Source organism: Nostoc piscinale CENA21 (genome assembly GCF_001298445.1).
Taxonomy (GTDB): Bacteria; Cyanobacteriota; Cyanobacteriia; order Cyanobacteriales; family Nostocaceae; genus Nostoc_B; species Nostoc_B piscinale_A.
In genome coordinates this window covers 17,430-31,827 of the sequence record NZ_CP012036.1, presented here as the reverse complement: position 1 = coordinate 31,827, position 14,398 = coordinate 17,430, and the positions used below count along the sequence as shown (strand labels likewise).

The window sequence follows — 14,398 nt, the reverse complement described above, 5'->3', positions numbered from 1 at the left end:
AATTATTAGCCGCTTCATTGTGACTTACTAAACGACTAGATTGTAAGCAGTATTTACACTGAGAATTATGTCTGATCATATTTATGTAAATCTGCAAAACTTTTGTTGTCTGGATAATTAACAATGTCAAGTTTTTAACGCTGTGGTGGGGGGATTTTCTGCTGTCCAAAACCTTCAAATAACTCGTTGAGTTTCAAAGTTAAACCCAAATAAGGGCCACCAGCAGAACGCACACCGGAAAAATCTCGGTCATCAACTCTGCCAAAAGCATATCCAGCCGCTAAACGCAGGTTAGGTGATAAATAATAACCAGTTTCGACAACAAAGCCTGTTTCACTATAATTACCTTGGCCTATCCAACGCGCTTCTCCTACTAAATCCATCTTGTATCCCATACGGTAAGTAGCTCTCAATTGCCCCAAATTCACGCTACTAGTCCCGACTAAATCGTTGGCTAGGTAAGATGTACTGTTCCGCAAAGCATATTTACCGTAAAATTCCCATTGCCAATTGGGTGCATAGATGGTTTCTAGAGCAAAAGTATGGTCTTGAGAGCCTGTACCACTACCTAACAAAATCGTGTCAGGAATCACGGCTGGATTTTCTCGGTATTCATACCGTAGCAAAGCATTAAATTTATCATTGCTGGGGTCACGGTAAGCTAAACCTAGTTTGAGGTTTACCGTATCACCTAAGCCTGTGAGTTTTTGATTAGCTGAGTTTGCCTGTTGATAACGTGCTAAAGCTGTCAGTGCTGGCGAAATTTTGCCTGTAGCTGCTGCCGAAATTACTGTATTAGAACCACTAGCAGAAGTGCGATGTTCATAACGCGCACTGGCTTGAAACTCAGGGTTATCACTGTATTCTAAACCAACACTGTAACTATCACCACTCTCAAATCCAATAGATGAAGCGGCTTGACCAACTGTGAAAGGTTGGGCGTATTGTTGTCCGGCACCGGTGCGGTTGAAGAAGTTGCCAAATACATGTTCATAAGCCAGATTCAACCGCAACCCAGGAGAGATCGCCCAACGGTTATTTAGGCCAATAGCACCTTGAGTTGTGAGTTGGTTAGCACCTCCTAAAATTGAGTAACGAGCTGTCAAAGTTGTATCTGTGCCGAGTTTATGTTCGCCATTGATACTTAAACTGGTGATGGCATTGCCACTTTGTTGACCACTACTGTAAAACTGTTGGGCAAGACTGACATTTACACCAGGCATTGCTGCCCAATTCAAACCCAAGATGGTACGGTCTGGGTAAACAGTATCTGCACTGGAAGAGAGAGTGAGTTCATTTTGGGCAGCGAAAGTCAGGTTTTTAACGATGGGAAAAGTCAGACGCGATCGCAATTGCTGGGAATCACTCGTTAAAGCATTTACCGGAATCCGATCTTCTCGATGGCGATGAATCCAATCAACATCAACTGTAGCCTTACCTAAGCGTTGTTGAATTCCGGCGGAAATTGTTGTCAAGGAGTTATCAACTTTACTTCCTGGTGTAGCTTCTGAACGTGGTGCAAATAGTTCTTCAAAAGTATCTAGCGGTTGGGGTGCAATTCCAAAGTTATCTTCATGGTCGTATTGCGCCCGAAAATTGGTTGTTTGTGACAGTCTCGCTGTGACTTGTCCACCATAGCGAGTTTGTCCAGGTACAAAGCTGATGGTGGCATTATTGGCAAAACCTGTATCAGCAAATCGGTAATAAGCACGTCCTTGAATAGTATTGCTAATTTGTCCCTCTGCTTCTAAACGGTAAGCCGCACCACTGACTTTCCCAATCACTTCCGAATCATTGCTGGAATGAGCATATTCAGCAATTAGCCTGCCATTACTACCTAAAGAAATAAGTGCATCTGCACCATAAAGTTGAAAGTCCCGAACTCCTTGATTTTCTTGGACAAAAGTTGCACCTAACCAACTTTCTTGATTCAATGTGCGCGAGAAATGATACTGTAATCGACCTGCATAGATATTACTGTCAGAGTCTTGGCTTTCATATTGATAGCTCACTACAATGCGTCGGACTAAGACTTGTCCATTACTATCTATATCTGTACGAAGAATCGGTTCACGAAAAATTAATGTACCGCGATCATAATCAATTTCGTAGTCTGGGCCACGACTGAGTTGTTTACGCTCCAATACAGTACCAGGACGGTTTAGTTCTTCTAATTCCAGAAAGACATTTTCACTACCAGCGATGACTAACCTTCTAGAGAGGAAGTAATAACCACTCGTACCATCAGGTGCAATGGTGTCTCGTTGAAAGCCTTCTAGATGATTGCCATATAAACCTGTAAATTGAAAATTTCCAAAATTGTAATTAGTTTTAAAGCCATGTAATTGACGAGTAATAGAGGTAAATTGTTGGGATGTCCGAGCAAACTCTTCTGTGTCATAATCACCCCACATAAAATAATCAGGAGTCGCATTAGGAATTTTTGAGGTGCGTTCAAACCGCAAAAATACACTATCAATCGAGGGTGCAACAACATCGGTTTTGGAACTATCACCATAAACGGGATAGTTTTGTTCGCTAAATTGGTAAGTTCTAAATAGGCGATTGTCGCAGTTACAATCTTCGTTAAGAGTGCGGGAACTATTATATGCACCTGTAAACAACCATTCGCCTATTGTACCTGTGGCAAATATCGCTGAGTGAAAATCTAATTGAGTGCTGGTATCTTTGTCAGGACGGATAAAATCTCGAAAACTACTGTAATAATCTGTACCTCTTGCACCCAAACGGACATCGATAACACCAGTTAATAAACTTGGACGCAAGGCTGTTTCAAATTGCAGTTGGGTAAAGGCTTCTAAATCATTGGTTGTGGCACGAATACGGACGGTTTGAGCTTTTAAATCAGAACGCAATGTGGCGGTAAACTCTCCAGCTTTCGCTTCTACCTGAAATCCTGGTTCATCAGGTTTGAAATCCTTCCCGACTAACTCTCCCGCAGTTGGTATTACAGTCACAACAGCATCATGGTTAGAGCGATTGCCATTTTCATCAATTAATTCACCACGGATAGTTGCAGTGGAACGTCCATCAGCAGGGATACGGGCTTCTACTGTTTCTATTGTGAGCTTTTTTGGCACACTCCGCACTACTACCCCTACTTTTACAGATGATTCTGGTTTTCCAACCTCTTGTGCAGAGATGATATTTTCTCCGGCTTGGAGTGAGACACCATACCATGTCTGTGTGACTAAATTGGTCTGATTATCAGTTTCTGTGCGTCCAACTAATGAAGAATCTACCAGTACGCCGTTGACGCGCAATTCTATCTGACTACCACTAGAAAATTGCACACTTACGTTAGCCGCAGGAATATCCACCACACTATCAGTAGATGGGTTGAGAATTTTGATGGGTGCGTTTTGATTGTCTACAGATGCTGCAATTTTACGTAAGTTTTTAGGGATTTGAATATCAGATGCAGGTTGAAATGGTTGTATGCCGATTGTTACTAAAGTAGGCTCAACCGCAGTCAGTTCGTTAATATCTGGCAAGGAGGTATCAATCTGATTATCTTGTGGCAAAGGATTTGGCTGAGAGATTTCATCAACTTCTCTGGATGTGTCTACAGAAGTCTGATGATCTACTGCGGCTAAGGTAGAAGCAGAGGGAAACTGATTCTGGACACTATTTTCTGTTTCTGGTGTGTATGTTTGGGCTTTAACGACAGCCGGATACAAAACAACGCTGATTGCACCTGCTACAGCACCCATCAGCCTGAGATTAAAGCTAGTTACATCATGCAGTTGAGGTTTCATACTTTATTTACTCCTGCTGGGGGTGACAGCAAAGTTCATTCTGACTAAGCCGCCAGGTTCTAGACGCACCCAGCGAGATTGGGTATTACGTTCGCGGAATTTGCGGTTGGGGGCTAGGGTGTAGCCAGGAATACTGCTGAAGTCGAGTACTCCTGTATGGCTTCCTGGCAAAACATTGGCGACAGAAAACAAACCATTGGGATCTGTGGTGATGCGATTACCGTTTTCTAGGAAAATTACGGCATTTGGAATTCCTGGTTCACCATTTTGCTGTTCGCCGTCAAAGTTTTTATCTTCAAACACACGACCGATAATTGTGCCGCAGTCAGCTACAATCCCAGGACGAATGACTAATTGGTGAGTTGCAGGGCCATCTTTGGCTGCTAGGCTATTGTCAGTTCTAAGTACACGGGCGATCGCACTATTGCGGCCAGTCCCCCGCACAGCATCAGGTGTGAGTTGGGCAGCGTAAGCAATATTCACTACTTTTTGAGATGGAATTGTTACATCTGTGCGGAAGATAACTGTATTGCCATTACGCTCCGTGGTAATGTTAACTGCTTGACCATCCAACTCACTGCGTACAGATTTGCTAATGAAATGAAAGCCTAAAGGCAAATTATCGGTGACAACTAAGTTATTTAAACCAGTATCAGATAGGTTTTTTACAGATATGCGGTAAATAACTGTATCCCCTGGTTCCGCCGTGGCGCGATCGCCTGTTTTAATAATCTGTAATTGCTGTGCTTGACACATATTAGTTGTCAATGCAAAAGCTAATAAATCTAGCCCCACTACCTCTGCATTGGGTATGACAACAACGCTATCTTCTACTCTGGTTTCACCTGTAATTCGGATTGGTTGACCATCTAAAGAGGTAGCAGCATAACGTACAATACTGTTATTACCTGTACCAGTGCGATCGATGATTTCAATTTTAATCCGCCGTTGTTGGTATATAGAATTAGCTGGAGAATTGACGACTAAAATATATTGTCTTCCTGGATCGGTTTGACCTCGATTGGGGTCAAGTAAAAAATTATAGACACCAGCTGGATTATTAGTAATCGAAAAGGGATTGTTATTCTCGTTGTTGGGTGATTGACCACCAGGAATATTATTACTCGGAATATCAGGAACTTCGGTACGGGTTAAAGAAAGTAATTGTCCTAATTCTGTTCCAGTGGGGTCAGTAGGGTTAGATTCATACATACCCACAGAAAAACCTGTATAGTCGGCTATGGGTGTACCCCCACAACCTAAAATCCTTCCTGATGGGTCAACTAATGGGCTAGGACTAACTTGAAGTTGACTGGTAATTCCTTGATATGGAATATTTTGACCATTATCTTGATAAGTATAAGTATAAGTAGCTTGGTTAGTGAGATTAACCACACGAGTATCTTGCGCGGTTGCGGCTATGGGTACGCTAGTATGCAAAAATCCAACCAAAAGAACTATTTTTGTCAACCGTTGGTTCCAGTTAATACCAAAATTTATCTGTTTTTTTTTACAAGGACGACTCACTAAATTCATCTCCTCAGAAACGCCCTAATACTTGTTATTAAAAACATTTATTTATAAGTAGAAATTATTGTCAGCCAAAAGAAGTCTATCAATGATGAATTAGTAATTATGTAGTCTACCGAAGTTGTCAAACTGAACAGAAAACAACGGCTGAATAGTAAATAAATCTTACCCAGAAGCAACACAAAAACTGTCAGTTAGCGTACCTGAGTTTGATAAGTTACCTGAACCTTAGTCTTTGCTGCTACCAAGGGAAGTTGCACGCGGATGTGAGTATAAGCATTTGCGGGTGCTGGCTTAGTTTCCACTTTGCCGTTAGGAAGAGTAACTTTAATTGTGGGATTTTCCCCAAAACTACGAGCGCCATCAATGCTATAGCTAATCTTGGCATTACCAGTGAAATTGGCAGATTTCAAAACATAAATCATGCCCTTGGGAATAGGTTGATTGAGGGTAAGATTTTTAATGGTGCGATCGCTTGTATTTTCCCCAGTCAATGTGTACCGTAATGTATCCCCTGGTTGAACCACTGCTTGCCCTTTCAAAGCTTGCCAAGTTACCTTTTGCTTGCCTTGTTCATCTTTAACTAAAACCTGCTTTTCTGCCGCCAAAACTAACTTTAAAGCCTGCTGTTTCTGCGGATTTTGAGCAACTGCACTATTCAATAGTCGCCCAGGAATTACCCCTGGCAAATGAGTCATAAAAGAGGCTGTAGTCAGCAATAAACTTGCTCCTATCCCAGCCATAAAAATTTGTTTCATATTCATCACCCTGATAAATTACTGTTAGTTAACCTTGCGTTGGAAGATAAATGTTCCTGTTGTGCCTGGTGCAACAGGGTTATTAAGAGTATTTATATACTTGGTGACATCGTTAACCGCAGTAGTACCACTTTGTTCACCACCAAGAAGATTAGTAGCAGAAGTGCCACTGAAAAATTGAACTGCTCCTGCTCCCTGAGCCGAGCCAAGAATATGACTGGTATCAATTACACCATTGTTATCATTATCTTTCGCCCAGTTATTGGGAGCTAAAGTGCCATCTTCCGTAATCACCACACTGCCAGCACTTAAAGTCACATTACCCGTACTTGGGGCTGGAGGTACTACTTCAGAAATATTTTTGTACTGAATCACGTACTCAACAATATTTCCCGGTGCAGGTTTTTTCGGGTCTGTACTCAAAGTGCCATCTGTACCTTGAACTGCTGGCCCAGTTCCTTGTAAAATTCGTGACTGTTTGATCATTTGCAAGAAACCAGTATATACCCGGTCTATAGTGATATTTGACGTTGCATCATCAGCTAAACCATTGCCATTAGCGTCAATAAATGCCGTGATTGGTACAGGGAAGCCGCGTTGAATATTAGTATCAGTTGAAAGTGGCGTACCAGCAGGCAAGTCAACAGTGACGGTATAGCTAGATTGACCATTTGTTGCCAATGAGCCAATTTGTAATGGGTTAGTAGCACTGATAGGGTTGCCTCCCACAGAACCATTACTAGTTGTATATGTAAAAGCTGTGCCGTTATATGTATAAGTCGCAGATGAAGAACCAACAGATATGGTTACAGTTGTACCGTTAGGCAAGTGACTTGGAGTAGCTGGTGGTGTTGGTAGTAAAGAAATATTGGCTGTTTGAGTACCTGTATTGAGAACGGTGTTATTAAAAGTAACTGGATTTGGATTAAATGTTGAACCCGGAGTTAGACCAGCCGGAACATTGGAAGATTTGTTTGTAAAATCATCATTGTTATTAGTCGGGCCTACTGCATCCGGCGAACCATCTGGCCCGTTGACAAGTGCATTGAGGCTGATTATAAATACGTTGGCTTCACCACCAGGGCCTGAACCAGTATTATTACCATTGGTATCAGTTCCGGTGTTGTTCAGAACACTTGGATTATTTTTCGGGTCATCAAGATAGCCATTAGGTACGGTAGGTGGTAACTGGTCTGGTACATTATCCCCATCTGCATCTATACTTCGTGGGGGTGTCATGTTATTCGGAGGGCCGTCAAAGTAGCTGGGATTTTGGTCGCCAGACTCGTCAAATACAGGAGCATTTGTCTCTGGTGTTTTACCGAAGACTTGCGCGATGTTGGCTATGGTGAGAGGTGCAGTCTGTCCAGTTTTAACTTTTAACTGAATAGAGAAACTGGTTAACTGTGCATCAGCAGCAGGAAGATAAGTAGATGTGTTGCCATCTACAGTAGTTTTTGCAAAACCGATGCGGGTGACAGTAGACAAAGCTGGGGCTGTGGTTGTCCAGGTAGCAGCGTTAGCAGATGTTGTGACAGCTGTAGTAGAGTAAACTACAGTCCAACCAGTGGGAGCAGTGGGTGTGACTGCTAATTCTGTGCCAAAAGGAATTGCATCAGATACTAAGATGTAGGTGCCAGTAGTACCATTAACATTGATGCTTGTACCGGCTAAAGCTGAGGGAGTGATGCTTTGTCCTGTGTTATCAGTAGACCTAACTTGCAGACTCAAGCTGTAGTTGATGGTGTCGTCTGTGATGTCTGCTACGGTATTCTTGTTGTCATAAGCACCGCGAGTTTTGAGGATGGTAGCTAAGGAATAATACTTTGGTTGAACAGTTATGGAGGCTAATGCACTACCTTCTACTACACCGTTAACAGGCGAACCTGTAACTTCTCCTCCAGATGTACCATCTGGGTTGTCTACAGTGTAAACATCGAGGCCATCAGGCACCCTTGGCACATTTGATACTTGATTAACAGTTTGACCAAGGATAACTGAAATGTTATCACCAGCTACTGCATCAGAATTTACTGTTACTCGTACTCGTACTGGAACAGTACCATTTACTGGTACAGAATTGTCTGTAGTTACTCCACCATTGGGAACTGGCTTCCAACTATTAGCAACACTATCAAAATATTCCAAGCTGTTATTAACTACTGTTCCTTTACCTGAAACGGCGACTCCGCCAGGAATACGGAATTTAGTGGGGTCGTTACCTATGTTGGTAATAGTAAAGTTGTATTCTAAAGTGTCACCAACTTGAACTGTACCATTGGGGGTAAGGTCGTTAACCGTACCAGCTTGAACCAAAATACCAGCTACTTCTGCTATGGAGATAGTTACTTTGTTAGAAGTACTGCTGATTGGTACGTTAGGGTTATTGGGGTCTTCGTAGGTGGCTGTCGCTTGGTTATCGATGGGTGTACCAGCTGCGGTTGGCGTAGTTTGAGCTAACACTGGGAAGACCAAGAAAAACCCGTTAGCTAACAACACTGTTGCTACTAAAGTATTGTGAAATACGCCGTTTTTAGTCTTTTGAATTTGGTAACGAGATTTCATTGGGTGTAGTTACTTAATACGATGCAGCCTGATTAATTTCGATGAGAGTCGATATAAATGCTGGAATTAAATAATTCAATTCCAAATATGATGTAATACTTATTTATTTAAAGTTATAGATTTTACTTACTTTTGGTCTAATTTACTGACACTTTGGCTCTTACTTATTACACCAATATTGCGTAACAATAACAACCTTAAATCAAGCTTCTGGAATTAAAAAACAGTCGAAATACTGGTATACCAAAAATTCATACTTAAACATACACAGTATTTTTGACTAAAAATTAATGAGAATAATTTCAATTTTTTATACTTTATTAGTATGGCAATACCGTATTACTGAGTGTTAATCAAAAACAAAAAATAGATTTTTATTTGCTCAAGGAATTTATGACTGGAATTAAAATATCCGACTATTTTTATCGGGTATGTTTGACTGGTATTTTTACTCGTGATACTATCAAGCGACAGTTGACGGACAAAACAGGGAAAGCGATCGCTATGACTCAGGCAATCTCCACACACACCCAAACCACCACAGCCAATCTAGAAGCTTTGAAGTGTAAAGAATGTGGTGCAGAATATGAACTCCAAGCTAGTCATGTTTGTGAGTTTTGCTTTGGGCCGTTGGAAGTGAAATATAACTACAACAATATTCGCCTGAGTGTAAGCCGCGAAAAGATTCAAGCCGGGCCAAATTCAATCTGGCGCTATCGTCAATTTTTACCTGTGGCAACTGACAATGTAATTGATGTGGGAACTGGGATGACTCCTTTGGTGCGCTCCCAACGTCTTGCCCGCCGCCTGGGGCTGAATAAGCTTTACATTAAAAATGATGCCGTCAACATGCCTACCCTCAGCTTTAAGGATCGGGTAGTTTCAGTTGCTTTGTCTCGCGCTAGAGAGTTAGGTTTTACTACAGTATCTTGTGCCAGCACTGGTAACTTAGCAAATTCTACAGCTGCGATCGCGGCTCACGCTGGTTTAGACTGCTGCGTATTCATCCCCTCTGACTTAGAAGCAGGTAAAGTTTTAGGTAGCTTGATTTACAGTCCTACTCTCATGGCTGTTAAAGGCAACTATGATCAAGTAAACCGCCTCTGTTCAGAAGTGGCAAATACACATGGTTGGGGTTTTGTAAATATTAATCTGCGTCCTTACTACTCTGAAGGTTCCAAAACTCTGGGCTTTGAAGTAGCTGAACAACTTGGTTGGCAATTACCAGATCATGTAGTTGCTCCTCTGGCTTCTGGTTCGCTGTTTACCAAAATCTATAAAGGCTTCAAAGAATTTGTAGAAGTTGGTTTGGTAGAAGATAAAAAAAGTCCGTTTCAGTGGCGCACAAGCTGATGGTTGTTCACCCATCGCCCAAGCATTTAAAGAAGACCGCGACTTTATCAAGCCTGTGAAACCAAATACAATTGCTAAATCGATCGCAATTGGTAATCCAGCAGATGGTGTCTATGCTGTCGAAATTGCGAAGAAAACAGGCGGTAATATTGAGTCAGTCACCGATGCAGAAATCATTGAAGGCATCAAGTTGCTGGCAGAAACCGAAGGTATCTTCACAGAAACAGCTGGTGGAACAACCGTTGCTGTGCTGAAAAAATTGGTAGAAGCTGGCAAAATTGATCCAGATGAAACTACCGTGGTTTATATCACTGGCAATGGTTTGAAAACTCAAGAAGCAGTTCAAGGTTACATTGGTGAACCATTGACAATTGATGCCAAACTCGATAGCTTTGAACGTGCGCTAGAACGCTCACGTACCCTAGACCGCCTAGAATGGCAACAAGTTCTAGTTTAAAGTGAAAAACCCTAAATTTCACTCTTCATACTTCACACTTCACACTTCACACTTCAAATATGGCTGTTACTGTTTTAATTCCGACTGCTCTCCAAAAGTTCACGAATAGTCAAGCTACCATCGAATGTAACGGTAGCAATATTTCTGAGTTGTTCGATTCTTTAGAAAAACATTGTCCTGGGATTAAAGAGCGCCTGTGCGATGAACAAGGACAACCACGACGCTTTTTAAATTTATATGTGAATAGTGAAGATATCCGCTTTTTAGATGGAACAGCTACACCGTTGAAAGATGGTGATGAAGTGAGTATTGTACCTGCTGTTGCAGGCGGTTGAGCCAAGACAATCTATGTCGGTTAAATCGTTACAATATCTATCTATAAAAATAGCGAAAAACTATTCTCAATTGCTCCCCTGTTTGTCGAGATTTGCTGCACCAGTAAGATACCCTAGAGTATTCTACTGGTGCATTTGTTTTTGTTGACAACAGGACTCACACCAAAAGGTTATTTGTTAAGAATGGGTGTAGGGGTGTATTCGTTTCACCCAACCTAGATTTATTGTTCTATGTTTAAAAAATTAATTCACGACTTGACTACCATGACTGCGGGGATCATCTTGCTGTTTTGGCACAACTGAGGTGGAAACTTTAGAAGTTTTACCAGTAGCTTGGGCATAGGGTAAGGGTGTACCAGCAACTAACGCCTCGACATTATTGGCCATGATATTACGGGGTATATCCCCGATCGCCTGAGCAATACTTTCTGCATTTTTAGTTAAAAATACAAAATGGGGAATGCCATCTACGCGATATTTCAGCATTTCTGGTAACCATTTGGTGTTCTCTACGTTCAGCATGACAAAATTGGCTTTGTCGGCATACTGCTGTTCTAGTTCTGCCATATCTGGTGCCATCTTTTGACAAACAGTACACCAGTCAGCATAAAACTCAACTATGGATGGTTTACCGTTACTCACAGCAACATCCAGGGGGGTGGAGTTTTTCGCCAACTCAGAAACAGAAATGGAATTAGTTTCAGTTCTTAATCCTAAGACAAGGGCAACACTCAGGGCGATCGCTACTATTACAATTAAGAAGTTTCTCAAACGCGCCCCAAATTTAGATTCCGGCTTGACGGGAGAATTGACGGGTGCTTCTGTAGTCATAGCAAATTTATTCATACTTATTAACTATTGCCACTATTTAGTTTATCGCTTTCTTTTTATCTATCCGCCTCTACCTACTTAAACCTGTGAAAAAACGAGTTACTCTGACATTTCCTAAGCGTGCCATTCAAATGCCTGTAACTTATGTGCTGGCAAAAGATTTTAATGTAGCTGCCAATATTATCCGCGCCCAAGTCGCCCCCAATCAAATCGGTAAGTTGGTGGTGGAACTTTCAGGAGATATTGATCAGTTAGATGCCGCAATTGAATGGATGCGATCGCGTCATATTGGTGTATCTTCGAGTTTGGGGGAAATTGCTATTGATGAAGATATCTGTGTTGACTGTGGTTTATGTACTGGGGTATGTCCCACAGAAGCACTGAGTCTACATCCAGAAACATTCAAGCTAATATTCACGCGATCGCGCTGCATTGTTTGTGAACAGTGTATTCCGACTTGTCCTGTGCAAGCGATTTCTACTAACCTTTAACTTAAGGGGAATAAATCTGCTGTGACGCTGCGATCGTCAATTAACCTAGTCTCAGCCGGAGAATCATAAACTACTAACAGCGAAGGCACTCCGGATATATCTTGAAATAAAGTCATCCCCTCAGCATGATCATTGCAATTTCCATAAGGAATTTCTTGCACAAGCTGTGGATAGTTGAGCAGATTTTCAGAAGATTTCACACCATTTTGCCAACGATAAACTTGCACTGGGCCATCTAAATCCATTGTTGGCCCAGCTAAAATCAATAAATCTTCCCTATCCAGACACAAATCACGAATTCCTAAACCATTCAGCCAGAGGAAATGTTTTTTGTATTCTTTCTTATTTTCACCAATCGGAATGAGTTTCATCAATCCAGGACTAGAGTTTTGTAGTTCAATTTCCAAAACTATTGCCCAACCTCGTAATACAGGGCCGCGCAAACCTAAAAAAATCTTATCTTGATAAATAGCTAATCCTTCAATATCAAAACCATTATCCTTACCAGGAATTGCAGCTTGAATAAATGCACCTAAATGAGGGTCATTTACTAAAGCCGACATCAGTAAATTGCCTTGTTTTGTGATTTCTAATTTGGCAGAAGTTAACTGTAAATTTGCATCTTGCGGATGTTGGCAAGCAGAAATTAAGTGGCCATCTATCAGAGGAATTCTGCCTAAAATATAACGATTAGATTCAATTTCAATCTTTGCCAGTCTCGAAACATTTTTTTGATCAGATTTGTCAGATTTTGGTTTTTTGCGTTTGTAACTATGGGAACCGACTACCCATAAATAATAATCTGTATACGCCAGTCCTTCAATATCAATTTCTTCGTCTTCTGAGGCAGGTAATTTTAAAAAATCTGAGACTTTATATTGTTGGTGTTCTGCAAATTTATTCTCCTCAATCAAAGTTAGTCTTTCCAAAGTAGAAGTTTCATCTGAACCTACCCATAAATGTTTGTCTGGCGTTAACTTTACTCCTGAAATATCGGTTCTGTACTCTCGAAAACTTTCAGTAAATGAGAGAATGACTTGCTTGATAATTTGTGGATTTTGCATTTTTTATTATGAAAATTTTTATCTAAAATTATCGGAATTATTCAAGATAATAACCATTTTAATCAGTACTTGAAAAATATCTCTATAAAATCAATTTATTTTTATATTTATCTTACAATAATGATAACATTAATACTCATCATTATAGTTATCAATTTAAAATAGCTATCTTAAGATAGATGTTTTTTTTGTAACTAATGCTAGTATGCAATAACCACAATAAGTAACTAGTTGTTATTAATTATGAAACTAGCCACTAAATCCACAGTCAAGACCCTAGGCGAATATGCCTACCAAGCAATTCAAAAGCATTTTAATAAAACGTTAAAGTACGAAAAAGCTGTTAAAAAAGATGAAGATCCTGAAGCACTACATCAAATGCGTGTGGGGATGCGCCGTCTCCGCACCGCAGTGAGTCGATTTGATATCGTACTAGATTTACCAAAGCCAGCAAGTGATAAAAATATTGGTAAAATTGCTCGTCGGCTAGGTAGCCTGAGAGACTTAGATGTACTCAAAGAAAGTTTAGAACAGTTTTACCAACCAAAACTACCACATAAGGAACAGAAATCTCTACATAAGGTTTTTCAGGCTTTGGCAAAACAGCGAGAAGTTGCCTTGGCTGATGTGTTGAATACACTTAAAGATGAACCATATAAATCTTTTAAGCAAACATTAGAAGAATGGTTAGAGAAACCTCACTATCAATCTTTAGCTTCTCTCCCAATTCAGCAAGTATTACCAGATTTGCTGTTACCAGAAGTTAGCATTTTCTTTCTTCATCCAGGATGGTTAGTGGGAACTCAAGTTACCGAATCAGAAGTGAGGATTCGCAGTGATTGGCAAGCTGAAAAAATAGAACAGCATTTAACCAGTAAAGGTGAGACGATTCATGATTTACGCAAACAAGCAAAACGTTTGCGTTATCAAATGGAATTATTTGCGGAATTATATACAGATGCTTACACAGGTTACATTGCAGAAGTAAAAAGCATACAAGATATTTTAGGGAGCATTCAAGATAGCGTGGTGATGGGAGCGTGGCTGACAGATATTTTTAAGTCAGAATTTAACACTCATCTGCCTACCTTAGCTAACTTATTAGCAGAACATCGTTACCAATTATGGCAGCAGTGGCAACCTTTACAAGAAAAATACTTGATAGTGGAAAATCGACATAATTTTCATTTAGCAATCTTGCAACCAGCGTAAAATTTTGACAATGATTTTCTCTG

Annotated in this window: 9 protein-coding genes and 1 pseudogene; 4 read left to right on the top strand and 6 right to left on the bottom strand. The window is 40.7% G+C overall.

Annotated features, from left to right (window positions below):
- Positions 1-134 precede the first annotated feature (134 nt).
- The 4 genes from ACX27_RS00135 to ACX27_RS00120 form a co-directional block, all read right to left on the bottom strand.
- Positions 135-3,779 carry a hypothetical protein gene (locus tag ACX27_RS00135; RefSeq protein WP_062286946.1) on the bottom strand — a complete coding sequence of 1,215 codons (3,645 nt, stop codon included), beginning with the start codon at positions 3,777-3,779 and terminating at the stop codon, positions 135-137.
- Positions 3,780-3,782: 3 nt separating this feature from the next.
- The gene (locus ACX27_RS00130; RefSeq protein ID WP_062286944.1) at positions 3,783-5,315 is read right to left on the bottom strand and encodes a DUF11 domain-containing protein; all 1,533 of its coding nucleotides are present in this window, start codon (positions 5,313-5,315) and stop codon (positions 3,783-3,785) included.
- 188 nt (positions 5,316-5,503) lie between these two features.
- Positions 5,504-6,067 (bottom strand): DUF11 domain-containing protein, encoded by a 564-nt coding sequence (locus ACX27_RS00125; protein WP_062286942.1) that lies wholly within the window; start codon positions 6,065-6,067, stop codon positions 5,504-5,506.
- Positions 6,068-6,091: 24 nt separating this feature from the next.
- A complete protein-coding gene (locus tag ACX27_RS00120; protein WP_062286940.1) occupies positions 6,092-8,632 on the bottom strand; it encodes a DUF7925 domain-containing protein in 2,541 nt (846 codons plus the stop codon).
- Between the two features lie 504 nt (positions 8,633-9,136).
- Here ACX27_RS00120 and thrC point away from each other — a divergent pair.
- Both thrC and ACX27_RS00110 read left to right on the top strand, forming a co-directional pair.
- Positions 9,137-10,442 (top strand): annotated as a pseudogene (gene thrC, locus ACX27_RS00115) (threonine synthase).
- 59 nt (positions 10,443-10,501) lie between these two features.
- Entirely contained in the window at positions 10,502-10,777 is a 276-nt protein-coding gene (locus tag ACX27_RS00110; RefSeq protein WP_062286939.1) for a MoaD/ThiS family protein, read from the top strand.
- A 243-nt stretch (positions 10,778-11,020) separates the two neighbouring features.
- On the opposite strand, the gene ACX27_RS00105 is transcribed toward ACX27_RS00110, so the two are convergent.
- Positions 11,021-11,608 carry a thioredoxin family protein gene (locus tag ACX27_RS00105; RefSeq protein ID WP_062298043.1) on the bottom strand — a complete coding sequence of 196 codons (588 nt, stop codon included), beginning with the start codon at positions 11,606-11,608 and terminating at the stop codon, positions 11,021-11,023.
- An 86-nt stretch (positions 11,609-11,694) separates the two neighbouring features.
- Between ACX27_RS00105 and ACX27_RS00100 the strand changes: the two genes are divergently transcribed.
- On the top strand, positions 11,695-12,099 hold the full coding sequence (locus ACX27_RS00100; RefSeq protein WP_062286936.1) for an NIL domain-containing protein: 405 nt from the start codon (positions 11,695-11,697) through the stop codon (positions 12,097-12,099).
- Here the strand turns inward: ACX27_RS00100 and ACX27_RS00095 are convergent.
- The gene (locus ACX27_RS00095) at positions 12,096-13,163 is read right to left on the bottom strand and encodes a DUF3616 domain-containing protein (protein WP_062286935.1); all 1,068 of its coding nucleotides are present in this window, start codon (positions 13,161-13,163) and stop codon (positions 12,096-12,098) included. The two genes, ACX27_RS00100 and ACX27_RS00095, sit on opposite strands and share 4 nt — an antisense overlap.
- Before the next feature lie 243 nt (positions 13,164-13,406).
- On the opposite strand from ACX27_RS00095, the gene ACX27_RS00090 reads away from it, so the two are divergent.
- Positions 13,407-14,375 (top strand): CHAD domain-containing protein, encoded by a 969-nt coding sequence (locus ACX27_RS00090; RefSeq protein WP_062286934.1) that lies wholly within the window; start codon positions 13,407-13,409, stop codon positions 14,373-14,375.
- The last annotated feature ends 23 nt before the right edge of the window (positions 14,376-14,398 follow it).